Raw genomic sequence first — 19,488 nt, forward strand, 5'->3', positions numbered from 1 at the left:
GTCTTGTTATGACAAAAACAATTGCAATCAATGCGGGAAGTTCAAGTTTGAAATGGCAATTATACTTAATGCCAGAAGAAAAAGTATTGGCGAAAGGTTTGATTGAACGTATCGGTTTGAAAGATTCAATTTCAACTGTAAAATTTGATGGTCGTTCTGAGCAACAAATTTTGGATATCGAAAATCATACACAAGCTGTTAAAATCTTATTGGATGACTTGATTCGTTTCGATATTATCAAGGCTTATGATGAGATTACAGGTGTTGGACACCGTGTTGTTGCAGGTGGAGAATATTTCAAAGAATCAACAGTCGTTGAGGGAGATGTTTTAGAAAAAGTTGAAGAGTTGAGCTTGTTGGCTCCTCTCCACAATCCAGCCAATGCAGCAGGTGTTCGTGCCTTCAAGGAGTTGTTGCCAGACATTACCAGTGTAGTTGTTTTTGATACTTCATTCCACACAAGTATGCCAGAGAAAGCTTATCGCTATCCTCTACCAACAAAATATTACACAGAAAACAAGGTTCGTAAATATGGTGCCCACGGTACAAGCCATCAGTTTGTAGCAGGAGAAGCTGCAAAACTCTTGGGACGTCCATTAGAAGACTTGAAATTGATTACTTGCCACATCGGTAATGGTGCTTCTATTACAGCCGTTAAAGGTGGTCAATCTGTCGATACTTCAATGGGCTTCACTCCACTTGGTGGTGTGATGATGGGTACTCGTACAGGGGATATTGACCCAGCCATCATTCCTTACTTAATGCAATATACAGAGGACTTTAACATGCCTGAAGATATTAGTCGCGTCCTTAATCGTGAATCAGGGCTTATGGGTGTTTCAGGTAAATCTAGTGATATGCGTGATGTGATTGCTGCTATGGAAGAAGGGGATCATGATGCCACTTTAGCCTATGAAATGTATGTTGACCGTATCCAAAAACATATCGGTCAATACCTTGCGGTCCTAAATGGAGCAGATGCTATTATCTTTACTGCAGGTATCGGTGAAAATGCTGCAAACGTACGTGAAGATGTTATCTCAGGTATCTCTTGGTTTGGCTGTGATGTTGACCCAGAAAAGAACGTCTTTGGCGTGACAGGAGACATCTCAACAGAGGCTGCGAAGATTCGTGTCTTGGTTATTCCAACTGATGAAGAATTGGTCATTGCCCGTGACGTTGAACGCTTGAAAAAATAACTAAAATCAGAAAAAATATTCCGTACAAGGAGTTGGGAAAGTGATTTTTCCAGCTTCTTTTTCTGATGAAATTGTCCCAAACCTTGCTATGATTGGCTTTTTTGAAAAATATGGTATAATAGTAGTAATTTAATAGATGGAGTTGAGTTTTGAAGAAAAACTTTCGTGTAAAAAGAGAGAAAGATTTTAAGGCAATTTTCAAGGAGGGAACAAGTTTTGCCAATCGCAAATTTGTTGTCTACCAATTAGAAAACCAGAAAAACCATTTTCGAGTAGGTCTATCAGTTAGCAAAAAGCTGGGGAATGCCGTCACTAGAAATCAAATCAAGCGACGGATTCGTCATATTATCCAGAATGCAAAAGGGAGTCTGGTAGAAGATGTCGACTTTGTTGTCATTGCTCGAAAAGGGGTTGAAACCTTGGGATACGCAGAGATGGAGAAAAATCTACTCCACGTATTAAAATTATCAAAGATTTACCAGGAAGGAAATGGGAGTGAAAAAGAAACTACAGTTGACTAGTTTGCTAGGACTGTCTCTATTGATTATGACAGCCTGTGCAACTAATGGGACAACTAGCGATATTACGGCAGATTCGACTGATTTTTGGAGTAAATTGGTTTACTTCTTTGCAGAGGTCATTCGCTTTTTATCATTTGATATTAGTATCGGAGTAGGGATTATTCTCTTTACAATCTTGATTCGTACAGTACTCTTGCCAGTCTTTCAAGTGCAAATGGTGGCTTCTAGAAAAATGCAGGAAGCTCAACCACGCATTAAGGCACTTCGAGAACAATATCCGGGTCGAGATATGGAAAGCAGAACCAAGCTAGAGCAAGAAATGCGTAAAGTCTTTAAAGAAATGGGTGTCAGACAGTCGGATTCTCTTTGGCCGATTTTGATTCAGATGCCGGTTATCTTGGCCTTGTTCCAAGCTCTATCAAGAGTTGACTTTTTAAAGACAGGTCATTTCTTATGGATTAACCTTGGTGGTGTGGATACAACCCTTGTTCTTCCGATTTTAGCGGCAGTATTTACCTTTTTAAGTACTTGGTTGTCCAACAAAGCCTTGTCTGAGCGTAATGGTGCTACGACTGCGATGATGTATGGGATTCCAGTCTTGATTTTTATCTTTGGGGTTTATGCTCCAAGCGGAGTAGCGCTCTACTGGGCAGTGTCTAATGCTTATCAAGTCTTGCAAACCTATTTCTTGAACAATCCATTCAAGATTATCGCAGAGCGAGAGGCAGTAGTTCAGGCACAGAAAGATTTGGAAAATAGAAAAAGAAAAGCCAAGAAAAAGGCTCAGAAAACGAAATAATAAGGAGGAATCTGGTAATGGTAGTATTTACAGGTTCAACTGTTGAAGAAGCAATCCAGAAAGGATTGAAAGAATTAGATATTCCAAGAATGAAGGCTCATATCAAAGTCATTTCTCGCGAGAAAAAAGGATTTCTTGGTTTATTTGGTAAAAAACCAGCCCAAGTGGATATCGATGCTATTAGTGAAACGACAGTTGTAAAAGCAAACCAACAAGCTGTAAAGGGAGTTCCAAAACAAATCAATGATTTGAATGAGCCTGTTAAAACAGTCAGTGAAGCAACTGTTGATTTGGGTCATGTTGTAGAAGCAATTAAAAAGATTGAAGAGGAAGGCCAAGGTATTTCTGATGAAGTCAAGGCTGAAATCTTAAAACATGAAAGACATGCCAGCACTATCTTGGAAGAAACTGGTCACATTGAGATTTTAAATGAATTACAACTTGAAGAAACTGCTCTCGAAGAAGTAGAAACGCCTATTATTGAAAACCAAGCTGAGCAAACTGAAAGTCAAGAACTAGAAGACTTGGGCTTGAAGGTTGAACCGAGCTTTGATATTGAACAAGTAGCTACGGAAGTAACGACTTATGTTCAAACGATTATTGATGACATGGATGTTGAAGCCACACTTTCAAATGATTATAACCGTCGTAGCATCAATCTACAAATTGACACCAACGAACCAGGTCGTATTATCGGCTACCATGGTAAAGTCTTGAAGGCCTTGCAACTGTTGGCTCAAAATTATCTTTACAACCGCTATTCAAGAACCTTCTACATTACAATCAATGTCAATGATTATGTCGAACACCGTGCAGAAGTCTTGCAGACCTATGCGCAAAAATTAGCGACTCGTGTTTTGGAAGAAGGACGCAGTCATCAGACAGATCCAATGTCGAATAGCGAACGCAAGATTATCCATCGTATTATTTCACGTATGGATGGCGTGACCAGTTACTCTGAAGGTGACGAGCCAAATCGCTATGTCGTTGTAGATACAGAATAAGTAAAATCAGGGTTCTCCTGATTTTTTGCTAGCTAGAGGAGATGAAACTGATGTTGAATAAGATAAGAGACTATCTAGACTTTGCAGGGATCCAGTACCGTAATCCAGATAAAGCTGGGGAAGAACGAGAGAAAATGCTGGAATTCCGTCATAAAGGTCAAGAAGCACGAAAGGCTTTTACAGAACTGGCTAAAGTATTTCAAACCAGTCATCCAGAATGGCAACTCCAACAGACTAGTCAGTGGATGAACCAAGCGCAGCGTTTGCGACCACATTTCTGGGTCTATCTACAGAGAGACGGACAAGTAACAGAACCTATGTTGGCTCTTCGTTTGTACGGGACATCTACTGATTTTGGTATTTCCTTAGAGGTCAGTTTCATTGAGCGCAAGAAAGATGAGCAAACTTTGGAGAAACAAACCAAGGTATTAGAAGTTCCAGTTGTAGAAGGAATTTATTATCTAGCCTACTCTGATGGTCAAAGTCAACGGTGGGAGGCGAACGAAGAAAATCGTCAAATTTTAAGAAATAAACTATCCAATCAGGAAGTCCGAAAAGTGTTAGTTAAAATAGATGTCCCTATAACAGAGAATTCATCTGAAGAAGAAATCGTAGAAGCCCTACTGAAATCTTATGATAAAATTCTTCCATTTTATCTAGCTACGAGAAACTAAGCTAATCATTAAAATATCATAAATCATACAGTCCAAGAGTGAACAGTCCGCTGTGTAATTCTTGGTCTTTTTGTTTACGCTTTCAAATTATATAATAAACCTACAAAAACAATTCAAAAGGAGAACAATTATGGAAGTCATTTCAAGTGTTCTAAATTGGTTTTCTAGCAATATTTTGCAGAATCCCGCATTTTTCGTAGGTTTATTGGTGTTGATAGGATACGCACTTTTGAAAAAACCTGCCCACGACGTTTTCTCAGGGTTTGTTAAAGCAACAGTAGGGTATATGTTGCTCAATGTGGGTGCAGGTGGTTTGGTTACAACCTTCCGTCCGATCTTAGCAGCCCTTAACTACAAATTCCAAATTGGTGCAGCGGTTATCGACCCTTACTTTGGACTTGCTGCAGCAAACAACAAAATTGCAGCAGAGTTTCCAGATTTTGTTGGAACTGCAACTACAGCTCTATTGATTGGTTTCGGAATAAATATCTTGCTCGTAGCTCTTCGCAAGATCACGAAGGTAAGAACCCTCTTTATTACTGGTCACATCATGGTACAACAAGCTGCAACAGTATCTCTTATGGTTCTATTCTTAGTACCACAATTGCGCAATGCTTACGGTACAGCAGCGATTGGTATCATCTGTGGACTTTACTGGGCAGTTAGTTCAAATATGACTGTTGAGGCAACTCAACGCTTGACTGGTGGTGGCGGATTTGCGATTGGTCACCAACAGCAATTTGCAATCTGGTTTGTAGATAAAGTAGCAGGACGCTTTGGTAAGAAAGAAGAAAGTTTAGACAATCTTAAATTACCTAAGTTCCTCTCAATCTTCCACGATACAGTTGTTGCATCTGCTACCTTGATGCTCGTATTCTTCGGAGCCATTCTTTTAATCTTGGGTCCAGACATTATGTCTAATAAAGAAGTCATCACTTCAGGAACTCTATTCAATCCTGCTAAACAAGATTTCTTTATGTACATTATTCAAACAGCCTTTACCTTCTCAGTTTACTTGTTCGTTTTGATGCAAGGTGTCCGCATGTTCGTATCTGAGTTGACAAACGCCTTCCAAGGTATTTCAAACAAATTGTTGCCAGGCTCATTCCCAGCGGTTGACGTTGCAGCTTCTTATGGATTTGGTTCTCCAAACGCTGTCTTGTCAGGATTTGCCTTTGGTTTGATTGGTCAATTGATCACAATTGTCTTGCTCATCGTCTTTAAAAATCCGATTCTTATTATTACAGGATTTGTACCAGTGTTCTTTGACAATGCAGCCATTGCGGTCTACGCTGATAAACGCGGTGGATGGAAAGCGGCTGTTATCCTATCCTTCATCTCAGGTGTTCTCCAAGTTGCTTTAGGAGCTCTCTGTGTAGCTCTTCTTGATTTAGCATCTTATGGTGGTTACCATGGAAATATCGACTTTGAATTCCCATGGCTTGGATTTGGATATATCTTCAAATACCTTGGTATTGTTGGTTATGTACTTGTGTGTCTCTTCTTGCTTGTTATTCCTCAACTTCAATTTGCCAAAGCAAAAGATAAAGAGAAATATTACAACGGTGCAGTTCAAGAAGAAGCTTAGTATCTAGAAAAGGAGAAATAAAATGGTTAAAGTATTAGCAGCGTGCGGAAATGGAATGGGTTCATCAATGGTTATCAAGATGAAGGTTGAAAATGCTCTCCGTAAGCTTAATCAAACAGATTTTACAGTCAATTCATGCAGTGTCGGTGAAGCTAAAGGTTTAGCAGCAGGATATGACATCGTAATCGCTTCTCTTCATTTGATCCAAGAATTGGAAGGGCGAACTAATGGGAAGTTAATTGGGCTTGACAACTTGATGGATGATAAAGAAATCACTGAAAAACTCAGTCAAGCACTACAGTAAAAGGTTGGAGGGGGCTGGATAGAAACTGAGAGTCATCGTTTCTGTCCTTCTCCCTCTTTAAATAAAGGAGGCAGATATGAATTTAAAACAAGCTTTAATTGACAATGACTCGATCCGACTAGGTTTAGAAGCTAAAGACTGGAAAGAAGCAGTCAAGGTAGCAGTAGATCCCTTGATTGAAAGTGGAGCAATTTTGCCAGAGTATTACGATGCTATCATTGAATCGACTGAAGAGTATGGCCCATACTATATCTTAATGCCAGGTATGGCTATGCCCCATGCTAGACCTGAAGCTGGAGTGCAAAGAGATGCCTTTTCATTGATCACCTTACAAAATCCTGTTGTATTTTCAGATGGGAAAGAAGTTTCAGTTTTGTTGGCACTAGCAGCAACAAGCTCAAAAATTCACACAAGTGTAGCCATTCCACAGATTATTGCCTTGTTTGAATTAGAAGATTCTATCGCACGTTTACAGGTTTGCCAGACTAAGGAAGATGTCTTGACGATGATTGAAGAATCTAAGGATAGCCCTTATCTCGAGGGATTGGATTTGGAAAGTTAGAAAGAGGAATAAAGAGATGACAAAAAGAATACCTAATTTACAAGTTGCATTAGATCATTCAGACTTGCAAGGAGCGATTAAAGCAGCTGTTTCTGTTGGTCAGGAAGTAGATATTATCGAAGCTGGAACTGTTTGCTTATTACAAGTTGGAAGTGAACTGGTTGAAGTCTTGCGAAGCCTTTTTCCAGATAAGATTATTGTGGCAGACACAAAATGTGCCGATGCTGGTGGAACAGTTGCCAAAAATAATGCCGTTCGTGGTGCCGATTGGATGACTTGTATCTGTTGTGCAACTATCCCTACTATGGAAGCGGCTCTAAAGGCTATCATGGCTGAACGTGGAGACCGAGGCGAAATCCAGATTGAACTTTATGGCGATTGGACTTTTGAACAAGCTCAGCTTTGGCTAGATGCTGGTATCTCACAAGCTATTTATCACCAATCTCGTGATGCACTTCTTGCTGGTGAGACTTGGGGTGAAAAAGACCTTAATAAGGTTAAAAAACTTATCGACATGGGCTTCCGTGTGTCTGTAACAGGTGGTCTAGATGTAGATACTCTCAAACTATTTGAAGGCGTTGATGTCTTTACCTTTATCGCAGGTCGTGGAATTACAGAGGCTGCAGATCCAGCAGGAGCAGCGCGTGCCTTCAAGGATGAAATCAGACGAATTTGGGGGTAAACCATGGCACGTCCAATTGGAATTTATGAAAAGGCAACCCCGACACACTTTACTTGGCTAGAACGTTTAAATTTTGCCAAGGAGTTAGGCTTTGATTTTGTCGAGATGTCTATTGATGAACGTGACGAGCGTTTAGCAAGACTGGACTGGAGCAAGGACGAGCGTTTGGAAGTTGTCAAAGCAATCTATAAAACTGGTGTTCGTATTCCTTCTATCTGTTTTTCAGGCCATCGTCGCTACCCATTGGGATCAAATGATCCAGTTCTAGAGGAAAAATCTCTAGAACTCATGAAAAAATGTATTGAATTAGCCCAAGACTTGGGAGTTCGTACTATTCAATTAGCTGGTTACGACGTTTATTATGAGGAAAAGTCACCCCAGACACGCCAACGTTTTATCAAAAATTTGAGAAAAGCTTGTGACTGGGCTGAAGAGGCTCAGGTGGTACTTGCTATTGAAATTATGGATGATCCTTTCATCAATAGCATCGAAAAATACTTGGCTGTAGAAAAAGAGATTGACTCTCCCTACCTCTTTGTATACCCAGATATTGGTAATGTATCTGCATGGCATAATGATGTCTACAGTGAATTTTATCTTGGGCATCATGCCATCGCAGCTCTCCATCTCAAGGATACTTATGCAGTGACAGAAAGTTCAAAGGGCCAGTTCCGAGATGTACCTTTCGGGCAAGGTTGTGTCAAATGGGAAGAAGCTTTCGATATTTTAAAGCAAACCAATTATAAAGGTCCTTTCCTAATCGAAATGTGGTCTGAAAATTGTGAAACTGTAGAAGAAACACGCGCAGCCATTCAAGAGGCGCAAGCTTTCCTCTATCCACTAATTAAGAAAGCAGGTTTGATGTAAGATGAATCAAGTAATCAATGATATGCGTAAACGAGTCTGTGATGCTAATCAATCATTGCCAAAGCATGGACTTGTTAAATTTACTTGGGGCAATGTATCGGAAGTCAATCGCGAACTCGGTGTCATTGTTATCAAACCATCAGGTGTAGATTATGAGGAATTGACACCTGAAAACATGGTAGTTACTGATCTAGATGGTAAGGTTCTAGAAGGGTATTTAAGGCCATCTTCTGATCTTCCAACTCATGTTCAGTTATATAAGGCTTGGTCAGAAATTGGTAGTGTGGTCCACACTCATTCGACAGAAGCTGTTGGTTGGGCTCAGGCAGGTCGTGATATTCCTTTCTACGGAACAACCCATGCAGATTATTTCTACGGTTCAATCCCTTGCGCCCGTAGTTTGACCAAGGACGAAGTAGAAGTGGCCTATGAGAAAGATACTGGCCTGGTTATCGTAGAAGAGTTTGAACGTCGCGGACTTAACCCGATTGAAGTACCAGGAATTGTTGTACGCAATCACGGTCCATTCACCTGGGGAAAAAATCCAGAGAATGCTGTTTATCACTCTGTCGTACTAGAGGAAGTATCAAAGATGAATCGCTTTACAGAACAAATCAATCCAAGAGTTGAACCTGCTCCTCAGTACATTCTAGAAAAACACTACCAACGTAAGCATGGACCAAATGCTTATTACGGTCAAAAGAAATAAGAAATTGAATTGAAAAGAGGCTAGGACCTTTCGATCCAAGCCTCGCTTTTGTAATTGTAAGTATTCGTTATTAAGAGACTACTGTTGATAATTGAAATGCGTTAGTGAATGTGATACTATTATAAAGTTGTTTTCAAGGCAGTTGATTGATAGAGGAGTATGAAATATGGTACTGGATAAGGCAAGTTGTGATTTACTTCAATATTTGATGGATCAAGAAACGTCCAAAACGATTATGGCGATTTCAAAAGATTTGAAAGAGTCAAGAAGGAAAATTTATTATCACATTGACAAAATCAATGCTGCTTTGGGTGACGAGGCGCTTCATATCATTAGTATTCCACGAATTGGTATTCACTTAACGGAAGAGCAGAGAGATGCTTGTTGTGAACTATTATCGGAAGTAGATTCGTACGATTATATCATGAGTGCGCATGAACGTATGATGATAATGTTACTATGGATAGGTATTTCTAAAGAACGTATTACGATTGAAAAATTGATGGAGTTAACAGAGGTGTCTAGGAATACTGTTCTCAATGATTTGAATAGTATTCGTTATCAACTAACTTTGGAACAATATCAGGTGACCTTGCAAGTGAGCAAGTCACAGGGATACCATCTTCATGCCCACCCCCTTAATAAAATTCAGTATCTTCAATCGCTTCTATATCATATTTTTATGGAAGAAAATGCCACTTTTGTATCTATTTTAGAAGATAAGATGAAAGAGAGGTTAGATGGTGAGTGTTTGCTTTCTGTTGAAATGAACCAATTTTTTAAGGAACAGGTTCCTTTAGTTGAACAAGATTTAGGGAAGAAAATAAATCATCATGAAGTAACTTTTATGTTGCAGGTTCTACCTTATTTGCTGTTAAGCTGTCATAATGTTGAACAGTATCAAGAAAGACATCAGGATATAGAGAAAGAATTTTCTTTGATAAGAAAAAGAATAGAGTATCAGGTGTCTAAGAAATTAGGAGAGCGGTTGTTTCAAAAGTTTGAAATTTCTTTGTCAGAACTTGAAGTTTCTCTTGTAGCTGTTCTTCTCCTCTCCTATCGTAAAGATTTGGATATTCATGCAGAAAGTGATGATTTTCGGCAATTAAAACTTGCTTTAGAAGAATTTATCTGGTATTTTGAATCACAAATCCGAATGGAGATTGAGAACAAGGATGATTTGTTACGAAATTTGATGATCCACTGTAAAGCCTTGTTATTTAGAAAGACGTACGGTATTTTTTCTAAAAATCCTCTAACAAAACAAATTCGATCCAAGTATGGAGAATTATTTTTAGTCACTAGAAAATCTGCGGAAATTTTAGAAGGAGCATGGTTTATTCGGCTAACAGACGATGATATTGCCTATTTGACGATTCATATTGGAGGATTTTTAAAGTATACACCATCGTCTCAAAAAAATATGAAAAAAGTTTATCTCGTTTGTGATGAAGGTGTTGCGGTTTCGAGACTTTTGCTGAAACAATGCAAACTTTATTTTCCAAATGAGCAAATTGGCACTGTATTTACAACAGAACAATTTAAGAGTGTGGAGGATATTGCACAAGTTGATGTAGTGATTACTACTAATGATGATTTGGATAGCAGATTTCCGATTTTAAGGGTTAATCCTATCCTTGAAGCAGAAGATATTTTGAAAATGCTAGACTATCTTAAACACAATATATTTCGTAATGAGAGCAAAAGTTTCAGTGAAAATCTTTCTAGTCTTATTTCGTCTTATATTGTAGACAGCAAGTTGGCTAGTAAGTTCCAAGAAGAGGTTCAAACACTTATAAATCAAGAAATAGTAGTTCAAGCTTTTTTGGAAGATATTTGAAGGACAGTCCAATGATGAACACAAACCTGTGTTTTTCTTGGTCTTTTTTAGTGTTTTGAAGGGTGGTATACTAATCTCAAAGATAACAATTATATCCAAAGGAGGCAACATATGCCAAATGTCAAAGAAATTACAAGAGAGTCATGGATTTTAGCTACTTTCCCAGAGTGGGGAACCTGGTTGAACGAAGAAATCGAAGAAGAAGTCGTACCTGAAGGCAATTTTGCCATGTGGTGGCTAGGCAACTGTGGTACTTGGATTAAGACACCAGGTGGTGCTAACGTTGTCATGGACCTTTGGTCAAACCGTGGAAAATCAACCAAAAAAGTGAAAGATATGGTTCGTGGGCACCAAATGGCAAATATGGCAGGTGTTCGTAAGTTGCAACCAAACTTGCGTGTTCAGCCAATGGTTATCGATCCATTTGCTATCAACGAACTAGATTATTACTTAGTTTCACACTTCCATAGTGATCATATCGACCCATACACAGCTGCAGCAATTCTCAACAATCCGAAGTTAGAGCATGTTAAGTTTATCGGTCCTTACCACTGTGGACGAATCTGGGAAGGATGGGGTGTTCCAAAAGAACGTATCATCGTTGTTAAACCAGGTGACACTATCGAATTAAAAGATATGAAGATTCATGCAGTAGAATCATTTGACCGTACTTGCTTGGTAACTCTCCCAGTGAACGGTGCTGATGAGACAGGCGGTGAACTTGCTGGCTTAGCTGTTACAGATGAAGAAATGGCTCAAAAGGCTGTTAACTATATCTTTGAAACACCAGGTGGAACCATCTATCATGGTGCAGATTCTCACTTCTCAAACTATTTTGCAAAACATGGTAAAGACTTTAAAATTGATGTTGCTTTGAATAACTATGGTGAAAATCCGGTAGGTATCCAAGATAAAATGACATCTATCGACCTTCTTCGTATGGCAGAAAATCTGCGTACCAAAGTCATTATCCCAGTTCACTATGATATCTGGTCTAACTTCATGGCTTCTACTAATGAGATTCTAGAACTTTGGAAAATGAGAAAAGATCGCTTGCAATACGATTTCCATCCATTTATCTGGGAAGTTGGCGGTAAGTACACTTATCCTCAAGATCAACACTTAGTAGAATACCATCATCCACGTGGTTTTGATGATTGTTTTGAACAAGACTCTAACATTCAATTTAAAGCTTTGCTATAATATAAAAATATTCTTTGGAGGTTATCCGTATGTTGCATGATACGGATAATTTTCATATAATAGTAAAATAGAATGTGTGATTCAATAATCACCTCAAATAGAAAGGAAATTCTATGTCAAATCTATCTGTTAATGCAATTCGTTTCCTAGGTATTGACGCTATCAACAAAGCCAACTCAGGTCACCCAGGTGTGGTTATGGGAGCAGCTCCGATGGCATACAGCCTCTTTACAAAACAACTTCGTATCAATCCAGCTCAACCAAACTGGATTAACCGCGACCGCTTTATTCTTTCAGCTGGCCATGGTTCAATGCTTCTTTATGCTCTTCTTCACCTTTCTGGTTTTGAAGATGTCAGCATGGATGAGATTAAGAGCTTCCGCCAATGGGGTTCTAAAACACCAGGTCACCCAGAATTTGGGCATACAGCAGGGATTGATGCTACGACAGGTCCTTTAGGTCAAGGGATTTCAACTGCCACTGGTTTTGCCCAGGCAGAACGTTTCTTGGCAGCCAAATATAACCGCGAAAGCTACAATATCTTTGACCACTATACTTATGTTATTTGTGGAGACGGAGACTTGATGGAAGGTGTCTCAAGTGAGGCGGCTTCATACGCAGGCTTGCAAAAACTAGACAAGTTGGTTGTTCTTTATGATTCAAATGACATCAACTTGGATGGTGAGACAAAGGATTCCTTCACTGAAAGCGTTCGTGACCGTTACAATGCCTATGGTTGGCACACTGCCTTGGTTGAAGATGGAACAGACTTGGAAGCAATCCATGCTGCTATCGAAACAGCTAAAGCTTCAGGCAAACCATCTTTGATTGAAGTGAAGACTGTGATTGGATACGGTTCTCCAAACAAACAAGGAACTAATGCCGTACACGGTGCTCCTCTTGGAGCAGATGAAACTGCAGCAACTCGTCAAGCCCTCGGTTGGGACTATGAACCATTTGATATTCCAGAGCAAGTATATGCTGATTTCAAAGAAAATGTTGCAGACCGTGGCGCATCAGCTTATCAAGCTTGGACAAAATTAGTTGCTGACTATAAAGAAGCGCATCCAGAATTGGCTGCAGAAGTAGAAGCTATCATTGACGGACGTGATCCAGTTGAAGTGACTCCGGCAGACTTCCCAGCCTTAGAAAATGGCTTCTCTCAAGCAACTCGTAATTCAAGCCAAGATGCCTTGAACGTTGTAGCTGCTAAGTTACCAACATTCCTAGGTGGATCAGCTGACCTTGCTCACTCAAACATGACTTACATCAAAACGGATGGACTTCAAGACGACGCTAATCGCTTGAACCGTAATATTCAGTTTGGTGTTCGTGAATTTGCAATGGGAACAATCTTGAACGGGATGGCCCTTCACGGTGGACTTCGTGTCTACGGTGGTACTTTCTTTGTCTTCTCTGACTATGTGAAAGCAGCTGTCCGTTTGTCAGCCTTGCAAGGTCTTCCTGTGACTTATGTCTTTACTCACGATTCTATTGCGGTAGGGGAAGATGGCCCAACGCACGAACCCGTTGAGCACTTAGCAGGTCTTCGTGCCATGCCAAATCTAAATGTTTTCCGTCCAGCAGATGCGCGTGAAACGCAAGCAGCTTGGTACCTTGCAGTGACAAGTGAGAAAACACCAACTGCCCTTGTCTTGACACGCCAAAATTTGACTGTCGAAGAGGGAACAGACTTTGACAAGGTTGCAAAAGGTGCCTATGTTGTCTATGAAAATGCAGCAGACTTTGATACCATCTTGATTGCAACAGGTTCAGAGGTCAATCTTGCTGTCTCAGCTGCCAAAGAATTGGCTAGTCAAGGCGAAAAAGTTCGCGTAGTCAGCATGCCATCTACAGATGTCTTTGATAAACAAGATGCAGCTTACAAGGAAGAAATCCTTCCAAATGCAGTTCGCCGTCGTGTTGCAGTCGAAATGGGTGCAACTCAAAACTGGTACAAATACGTTGGTCTTGATGGTGCCGTTCTAGGTATTGATACCTTCGGAGCCTCTGCCCCAGCACCAAAAGTATTGGCAGAATATGGCTTTACTGTAGAAAATCTTGTAAAAGTCGTTCAAGACTTGAAATAATCCTAAGAATCAGAGCGTAAGCTCTGGTTTTTCTTACTAGAAAAGCAAGGTACAATCTTGTAAAAGTAGCTGAAATTTGATATAGTAGTCCTATGTAAAAGACAAAGGAGAATATAATGGAATCACAATATACATTTTTAATCATTCTTGTGGCTATGGTTGGCTTGATGTTCTTTACGCAACGTTCTCAAAAGAAACAAGCGCAAAAACGTATGGAAAGTTTAAACAAACTGCAAAAAGGCTATGAAGTTATTACAATCGGTGGACTTTACGGAACAGTCGATGAAGTAGATACGGAGAAGAGAACGATTGTTCTTGATGTAGATGGAGTTTACTTGACTTTTGAGCTAGCTGCTATCAAGACAGTATTACCGCTGAAAGAAACAGCTTCACTCGAAGGCGCAATTGAAAAATAAGACGGGATTACTAACTCCCGTTTTTCTATAGAAGAAAGGAAATGGGATGAAAAAATTAGTCTTTGTCTGTCTGGGAAATATCTGCCGTAGCCCTATGGCTGAGTTTGTTATGAAATCAATGACAGATAACTACGAAATCCAAAGTCGAGCGACTTCCTCTTGGGAACATGGTAATCCGATTCATAAGGGCACTCAAGGGATTTTTCAACAGTATCAGATTCTGTATGACAAGAACAAAACATCACTTCAGATTAGTAAGAAAGATTTTGAAGACTTTGATTATATTATCGGAATGGATGCTTCAAATGTTTCTGACTTACGTCAGATGTGTCCAGTAGACTGTCAAGATAAGATTTACTCATTTGCATCTGAAAGTGTTCCAGATCCTTGGTATACAGGAGATTTTGAAGAGACTTATCGGCGTGTTCAAGAGGGCTGTCAAGTGTGGTTAGAACGTTTAGAGGAGAGTGAGTATGGAGAATTTTAAGAATTTCTATGGGAAATATCATGTCTATCTGAGTCGTTCTCATTTAGAGATTTTAGCTGCAGTAACGATTGTTTTTTGTGCGGTACTAGTCTTTTTTCTCAATATTCCCGGGAAAGGTGTCTTAAAACTCGATAATGAAACGATTGTTTATGACGGCAGTCTTGTCCGTGGTAAAATGAATGGACAAGGTACTATCACCTTTCAAAATGGAGACCAATATACAGGTGGCTTCAACAATGGAGCCTTCAACGGAAAAGGTACCTTTCAATCTAAAGAAGGCTGGACCTACGAGGGGGATTTTGTAAATGGTCAAGCTGAAGGAAAAGGGAAACTAACAACAGAACAAGAAGTCGTTTATGAAGGGACTTTTAAACAAGGCGTTTTTCAACAAAAATAAAGCCTCCTTATCAAAGGAGGTATTGTTAAAACCAAATAAGTAAGCGCTTACCTGTAAATCCCTTTCTTTCCAAGCTCCTCTTCCAAGCAAGTTTGTGAAATAAAAAAATATTTGAAATAAATTTCACAAACTTTAAAGAAAAAGCTTGCTAAGAAAAGAAACTAGCAAACATTTCACAAGGTGCTAAAAATTCTTTGTGAAATGTTTATGAAACTGTTTACAAAGTTGAAATAATGCGTTATAATAAACTTGTGAAAAAATTAACAAAGGATTTAATCCTTGAAAGCTATGGAGGAAAATATGGCTGATAAAAAAACTGTGACACCAGAGGAAAAGAAACTCGCTGCTGAAAAGCATGTCGATGGCTTGGTGCAAAAAGCTTTAGTTGCTCTTGAAGAAATGCGTAAGTTGGATCAAGAGCAGGTTGACTACATCGTTGCCAAAGCATCAGTAGCAGCTTTGGATGCCCACGGAGAATTGGCTTTACATGCCTTTGAAGAAACAGGACGTGGTGTATTTGAAGATAAAGCAACTAAGAACTTGTTTGCTTGTGAACACGTAGTAAACAACATGCGCCATACTAAGACAGTTGGCGTTATCGAAGAAGACGATGTAACAGGTTTGACTCTTATTGCTGAACCAGTTGGTGTTGTTTGTGGTATTACCCCTACAACAAACCCAACATCAACAGCAATCTTCAAATCATTGATTTCATTGAAGACACGTAATCCAATCGTTTTTGCCTTCCACCCATCAGCTCAAGAATCATCAGCTCACGCAGCTCGTATCGTCCGCGATGCAGCTATCGCAGCTGGTGCTCCTGAAAACTGTGTGCAATGGATTACTCAACCATCTATGGAAGCAACAAGTGCCCTTATGAACCACGAAGGTGTTGCGACAATCCTTGCAACAGGTGGTAATGCCATGGTTAAGGCGGCTTACTCATGTGGTAAACCAGCTCTTGGGGTAGGTGCCGGAAACGTTCCAGCTTATGTTGAAAAATCAGCAAATATCCGTCAAGCAGCACACGATATCGTCATGTCTAAATCATTTGACAACGGTATGGTCTGTGCATCTGAACAAGCGGTTATCATTGATAAAGAAATTTACGACGAATTTGTAGCAGAGTTCAAATCTTACCACACTTACTTTGTAAACAAAAAAGAAAAAGCACTTCTTGAAGAATTCTGCTTCGGCGTGAAAGCAAATAGTAAAAACTGTGCTGGTGCAAAATTGAACGCTGACATCGTTGGTAAACCAGCAACTTGGATTGCAGAACAAGCAGGATTTACAGTTCCAGAAGGAACAAACATTTTGGCTGCAGAATGTAAAGAAGTTGGTGAAAATGAGCCATTGACTCGTGAAAAATTGTCACCAGTTATCGCAGTTTTGAAATCTGAAAGCCGTGAAGATGGTATTGCCAAAGCTCGTCAAATGGTTGAATTTAACGGTCTTGGTCACTCAGCAGCCATCCATACGGCTGACGAAGAATTGACTAAAGAATTTGGTAAAGCTGTTAAAGCTATTCGTGTTATCTGTAACTCACCTTCTACTTTCGGTGGTATCGGGGACGTTTACAATGCCTTCTTACCATCATTGACACTCGGATGTGGTTCTTACGGACGCAACTCAGTTGGGGATAACGTTAGTGCCATTAACCTCTTGAATATCAAAAAAGTCGGAAGACGGAGAAATAACATGCAATGGATGAAACTTCCTTCAAAAACATACTTTGAACGTGATTCAATTCAATACCTTCAAAAATGTCGTGACGTTGAACGTGTCATGATCGTTACTGACCATGCCATGGTAGAACTTGGTTTCCTTGATCGTATCATCGAACAACTTGATCTTCGTCGCAATAAGGTTGTTTATCAAATCTTTGCTGATGTGGAACCAGATCCAGATATCACAACTGTAAACCGTGGTACTGAGATTATGCGTGCCTTCAAACCAGATACAATCATCGCTCTCGGTGGTGGATCTCCAATGGATGCTGCTAAAGTAATGTGGCTCTTCTACGAACAACCAGAAGTGGACTTCCGTGACCTTGTCCAAAAATTCATGGATATCCGTAAACGTGCCTTCAAGTTCCCATTGCTTGGTAAGAAGACTAAATTCATCGCGATTCCAACTACATCTGGTACAGGATCTGAAGTAACACCATTTGCCGTTATCTCTGATAAAGCAAATAACCGTAAATACCCAATCGCCGACTACTCATTGACACCAACTGTGGCAATCGTAGACCCTGCTTTGGTATTGACAGTTCCTGGATTTGTTGCTGCTGATACTGGTATGGACGTATTGACCCACGCGACTGAAGCTTACGTATCACAAATGGCTAGCGACTACACTGACGGTCTTGCGCTTCAAGCCATCAAACTTGTATTCGAAAACCTTGAAAGCTCAGTTAAGAACGCAGACTTCCACTCACGTGAGAAAATGCATAACGCTTCAACAATCGCTGGTATGGCCTTTGCCAATGCCTTTCTAGGTATTTCTCACTCAATGGCTCATAAGATTGGTGCGCAATTCCACACAATCCACGGTCGTACAAATGCAATCTTGCTTCCATACGTCATCCGCTATAACGGTACACGTCCAGCTAAGACAGCAACATGGCCTAAGTATAACTACTACCGTGCAGATGAAAAATACCAAGATATCGCACGCATGCTTGGCCTTCCAGCTTCTACTCCAGAAGAAGGTGTGGAATCTTATGCAAAAGCTGTTTACGAACTTGGTGAGCGCGTAGGTATCCAAATGAACTTCAAAGCACAAGGAATTGATGAAAAAGAATGGAAAGAACATTCTCGTGAATTGGCCTTCCTTGCTTATGAAGATCAATGTTCGCCAGCTAACCCACGTCTTCCAATGGTTGACCATATGCAAGAAATCATCGAAGATTCTTACTATGGCTACAAAGAAAGACCAGGACGCCGTAAATAATTGTTATCAGCCTAGAGGCAGGAGAAATCCTGTCTCTTTTTTTGTAATTCTATTTGAAAAATGGTATAATCATCGCATATATTTATTTGAAAATCAAATCTTTAATAATCATGCGAGGGGCAAATGAACAAGATAAATGAGTTAGGGGATAAAGTGCGACTTTTAAGAGAGGAGAAAGGACTTAGTCGTCCAGTTTTTTGCGGGGATGAGTCTGAATTATCAGTGCGTCAGTTGGTGCGGATTGAAAAAGGAGAATTTCGCCCGACGATAAAAACACTAGAATATATTGCAGAACGATTAGAAATTCCGTCCTACGTCTTGATGCCAGATTATAAGGAATTACCCAAGCGTTACCAAGAATTAAAGTACTTTCTTTTACATCATCCTGACTATGGAGACGAGGAGTTGCAGGAACAAAAGGAAGAATATTTTGATGAGATTTTTGAGTGTTTTTATGATGACCTGCCCCGTGATGAGAAAGTGCTAGTGGATTGTCTTCAAGCTATAGATGCAGTGAGAGCGACTAGTAATTCCTTATACGGAAGTGGTGTGATTGAAGACGGTCTTCAAGATTTACTATCCAGAGATGTATATAAAGCCGAGGACTTGTTGAAACTGAGACTGTATTTCAACTGTCAGTTAATGGATGGTTTAAATGTGGGTGAGATAAAAGAATCTGAGCATGAAACCATTCTTTGTTTTCATGACAAACTAAGTTCTCAGGTTGATAAGATAGAGTTCGATTGTTTGGACTTACTTAGAGATTCCTTGTTAGCTTCTTTAGCTTGTATAGAAATTATGGGGCTGTTTCATTATTTTAAGAGGGTAGTCGAGACCTTAAATAAAATAGGACAAAAAACACGAGATTTCCAAAAGCAACCGATTGTCTTGATGGTGGAGTGGAAATATTATATTCATACCGATTATGATACAGCCAAACAAAAGTATGAAGAAGCAAAAATGATGGCGAGGATGTTTGGTAATGAGAAGTTACTCGTTAGTTTAGATAAGGAATGGAGCGAAGACTTAGAAAGGTATTATTAAATGATTTATAGGAGTGACATTTCTGTCATTGGGGAAATGTCGCTTTTTTGTTACAATAAATTTTACTTGCTATACATCCAGAGCAAACGAGGCAATAGAGAAAAAATTCTAAGCAGTAGGTTCATAGTGGCAATCAGTGCTGATGTCGCT

19 protein-coding genes are annotated in these 19,488 nt (G+C 39.7%); all 19 read left to right on the plus strand.

Annotation, left to right across the window (positions count from 1 at the left end; translation table 11 throughout):
• Positions 1-8 precede the first annotated feature (8 nt).
• The 19 genes from HT696_RS05955 (at position 9) to HT696_RS06045 (ending at position 19,338) form a co-directional block, all read left to right on the plus strand.
• Positions 9-1,199, plus strand: coding sequence for an acetate kinase (locus HT696_RS05955; protein ID WP_173283432.1), 1,191 nt, complete (start codon positions 9-11; stop codon positions 1,197-1,199).
• Between the two features lie 149 nt (positions 1,200-1,348).
• The gene (gene rnpA, locus HT696_RS05960) at positions 1,349-1,720 is read left to right on the plus strand and encodes a ribonuclease P protein component (RefSeq protein ID WP_000739245.1); all 372 of its coding nucleotides are present in this window, start codon (positions 1,349-1,351) and stop codon (positions 1,718-1,720) included.
• Positions 1,695-2,519, plus strand: coding sequence for a membrane protein insertase YidC (locus tag HT696_RS05965; RefSeq protein WP_345789488.1), 825 nt, complete (start codon positions 1,695-1,697; stop codon positions 2,517-2,519). The genes rnpA and HT696_RS05965 overlap by 26 nt, the downstream gene beginning before the upstream one ends.
• Positions 2,520-2,536: 17 nt before the next feature.
• Positions 2,537-3,523, plus strand: a complete 987-nt coding sequence (gene jag, locus HT696_RS05970; protein WP_101786351.1) for an RNA-binding cell elongation regulator Jag/EloR — start codon at positions 2,537-2,539, stop codon at positions 3,521-3,523.
• A 50-nt stretch (positions 3,524-3,573) separates the two neighbouring features.
• Positions 3,574-4,197, plus strand: coding sequence for a ribonuclease P (locus HT696_RS05975; protein WP_173283434.1), 624 nt, complete (start codon positions 3,574-3,576; stop codon positions 4,195-4,197).
• Between the two features lie 130 nt (positions 4,198-4,327).
• Positions 4,328-5,785 (plus strand): PTS ascorbate transporter subunit IIC, encoded by a 1,458-nt coding sequence (locus tag HT696_RS05980; RefSeq protein WP_000452074.1) that lies wholly within the window; start codon positions 4,328-4,330, stop codon positions 5,783-5,785.
• Positions 5,786-5,807: 22 nt separating this feature from the next.
• Positions 5,808-6,089 carry a PTS sugar transporter subunit IIB gene (locus tag HT696_RS05985; protein ID WP_000241466.1) on the plus strand — a complete coding sequence of 94 codons (282 nt, stop codon included), beginning with the start codon at positions 5,808-5,810 and terminating at the stop codon, positions 6,087-6,089.
• A gap of 76 nt (positions 6,090-6,165) precedes the next feature.
• Positions 6,166-6,651 carry a PTS sugar transporter subunit IIA gene (locus HT696_RS05990; RefSeq protein WP_033679597.1) on the plus strand — a complete coding sequence of 162 codons (486 nt, stop codon included), beginning with the start codon at positions 6,166-6,168 and terminating at the stop codon, positions 6,649-6,651.
• 16 nt (positions 6,652-6,667) lie between these two features.
• A complete protein-coding gene (locus HT696_RS05995; RefSeq protein ID WP_023947938.1) occupies positions 6,668-7,333 on the plus strand; it encodes a 3-keto-L-gulonate-6-phosphate decarboxylase UlaD in 666 nt (221 codons plus the stop codon).
• A 3-nt stretch (positions 7,334-7,336) separates the two neighbouring features.
• Entirely contained in the window at positions 7,337-8,200 is an 864-nt protein-coding gene (locus tag HT696_RS06000) for an L-ribulose-5-phosphate 3-epimerase (RefSeq protein WP_173283435.1), read from the plus strand.
• A gap of 1 nt (position 8,201) precedes the next feature.
• A complete protein-coding gene (locus tag HT696_RS06005; RefSeq protein ID WP_173283436.1) occupies positions 8,202-8,909 on the plus strand; it encodes an L-ribulose-5-phosphate 4-epimerase in 708 nt (235 codons plus the stop codon).
• A gap of 166 nt (positions 8,910-9,075) precedes the next feature.
• Positions 9,076-10,749, plus strand: coding sequence for a transcription antiterminator (locus HT696_RS06010; protein ID WP_000242091.1), 1,674 nt, complete (start codon positions 9,076-9,078; stop codon positions 10,747-10,749).
• A gap of 111 nt (positions 10,750-10,860) precedes the next feature.
• Positions 10,861-11,952: an L-ascorbate 6-phosphate lactonase gene (gene ulaG / locus HT696_RS06015; protein WP_001134226.1), complete on the plus strand. Its 1,092-nt coding sequence runs from the start codon at positions 10,861-10,863 to the stop codon at positions 11,950-11,952.
• Positions 11,953-12,065: 113 nt separating this feature from the next.
• Positions 12,066-14,042 carry a transketolase gene (gene tkt, locus HT696_RS06020; RefSeq protein WP_173283437.1) on the plus strand — a complete coding sequence of 659 codons (1,977 nt, stop codon included), beginning with the start codon at positions 12,066-12,068 and terminating at the stop codon, positions 14,040-14,042.
• A 116-nt stretch (positions 14,043-14,158) separates the two neighbouring features.
• Entirely contained in the window at positions 14,159-14,458 is a 300-nt protein-coding gene (yajC, locus tag HT696_RS06025) for a preprotein translocase subunit YajC (RefSeq protein WP_000445811.1), read from the plus strand.
• A 46-nt stretch (positions 14,459-14,504) separates the two neighbouring features.
• On the plus strand, positions 14,505-14,945 hold the full coding sequence (locus HT696_RS06030; protein ID WP_173283438.1) for a low molecular weight protein-tyrosine-phosphatase: 441 nt from the start codon (positions 14,505-14,507) through the stop codon (positions 14,943-14,945).
• On the plus strand, positions 14,932-15,342 hold the full coding sequence (locus tag HT696_RS06035; RefSeq protein WP_173283439.1) for an MORN repeat-containing protein: 411 nt from the start codon (positions 14,932-14,934) through the stop codon (positions 15,340-15,342). Before HT696_RS06030 ends, HT696_RS06035 begins: the two co-directional genes overlap by 14 nt.
• Positions 15,343-15,642: 300 nt before the next feature.
• Positions 15,643-18,294 (plus strand): bifunctional acetaldehyde-CoA/alcohol dehydrogenase, encoded by a 2,652-nt coding sequence (gene adhE, locus HT696_RS06040; RefSeq protein ID WP_057488060.1) that lies wholly within the window; start codon positions 15,643-15,645, stop codon positions 18,292-18,294.
• Positions 18,295-18,417: 123 nt separating this feature from the next.
• Positions 18,418-19,338 carry an XRE family transcriptional regulator gene (locus tag HT696_RS06045; protein ID WP_173283440.1) on the plus strand — a complete coding sequence of 307 codons (921 nt, stop codon included), beginning with the start codon at positions 18,418-18,420 and terminating at the stop codon, positions 19,336-19,338.
• Positions 19,339-19,488 lie beyond the last annotated feature (150 nt).

It is taken from the genome of Streptococcus sp. 9903 (assembly GCF_013276625.1).
GTDB lineage: Bacteria > Bacillota > Bacilli > Lactobacillales > Streptococcaceae > Streptococcus.

Bases quoted from the DNA above. Each gene is read 5' to 3' on its own strand.
- HT696_RS06035 (WP_173283439.1), top strand. From the start codon at position 14,932: ATGGAGAATTTTAAGAATTTCTATGGGAAATATCATGTCTATCTGAGT.
- HT696_RS05975 (WP_173283434.1), top strand. From the start codon at position 3,574: ATGTTGAATAAGATAAGAGACTATCTAGACTTTGCAGGGATCCAGTAC.
- adhE (WP_057488060.1), top strand. From the start codon at position 15,643: ATGGCTGATAAAAAAACTGTGACACCAGAGGAAAAGAAACTCGCTGCT.
- HT696_RS05955 (WP_173283432.1), top strand. From the start codon at position 9: ATGACAAAAACAATTGCAATCAATGCGGGAAGTTCAAGTTTGAAATGG.
- HT696_RS05995 (WP_023947938.1), top strand. From the start codon at position 6,668: ATGACAAAAAGAATACCTAATTTACAAGTTGCATTAGATCATTCAGAC.
- HT696_RS06000 (WP_173283435.1), top strand. From the start codon at position 7,337: ATGGCACGTCCAATTGGAATTTATGAAAAGGCAACCCCGACACACTTT.
- HT696_RS05980 (WP_000452074.1), top strand. From the start codon at position 4,328: ATGGAAGTCATTTCAAGTGTTCTAAATTGGTTTTCTAGCAATATTTTG.
- HT696_RS05985 (WP_000241466.1), top strand. From the start codon at position 5,808: ATGGTTAAAGTATTAGCAGCGTGCGGAAATGGAATGGGTTCATCAATG.
- yajC (WP_000445811.1), top strand. From the start codon at position 14,159: ATGGAATCACAATATACATTTTTAATCATTCTTGTGGCTATGGTTGGC.
- tkt (WP_173283437.1), top strand. From the start codon at position 12,066: ATGTCAAATCTATCTGTTAATGCAATTCGTTTCCTAGGTATTGACGCT.
- jag (WP_101786351.1), top strand. From the start codon at position 2,537: ATGGTAGTATTTACAGGTTCAACTGTTGAAGAAGCAATCCAGAAAGGA.
- HT696_RS06030 (WP_173283438.1), top strand. From the start codon at position 14,505: ATGAAAAAATTAGTCTTTGTCTGTCTGGGAAATATCTGCCGTAGCCCT.
- HT696_RS06010 (WP_000242091.1), top strand. From the start codon at position 9,076: ATGGTACTGGATAAGGCAAGTTGTGATTTACTTCAATATTTGATGGAT.
- ulaG (WP_001134226.1), top strand. From the start codon at position 10,861: ATGCCAAATGTCAAAGAAATTACAAGAGAGTCATGGATTTTAGCTACT.
- HT696_RS05990 (WP_033679597.1), top strand. From the start codon at position 6,166: ATGAATTTAAAACAAGCTTTAATTGACAATGACTCGATCCGACTAGGT.
- HT696_RS06005 (WP_173283436.1), top strand. From the start codon at position 8,202: ATGAATCAAGTAATCAATGATATGCGTAAACGAGTCTGTGATGCTAAT.
- HT696_RS06045 (WP_173283440.1), top strand. From the start codon at position 18,418: ATGAACAAGATAAATGAGTTAGGGGATAAAGTGCGACTTTTAAGAGAG.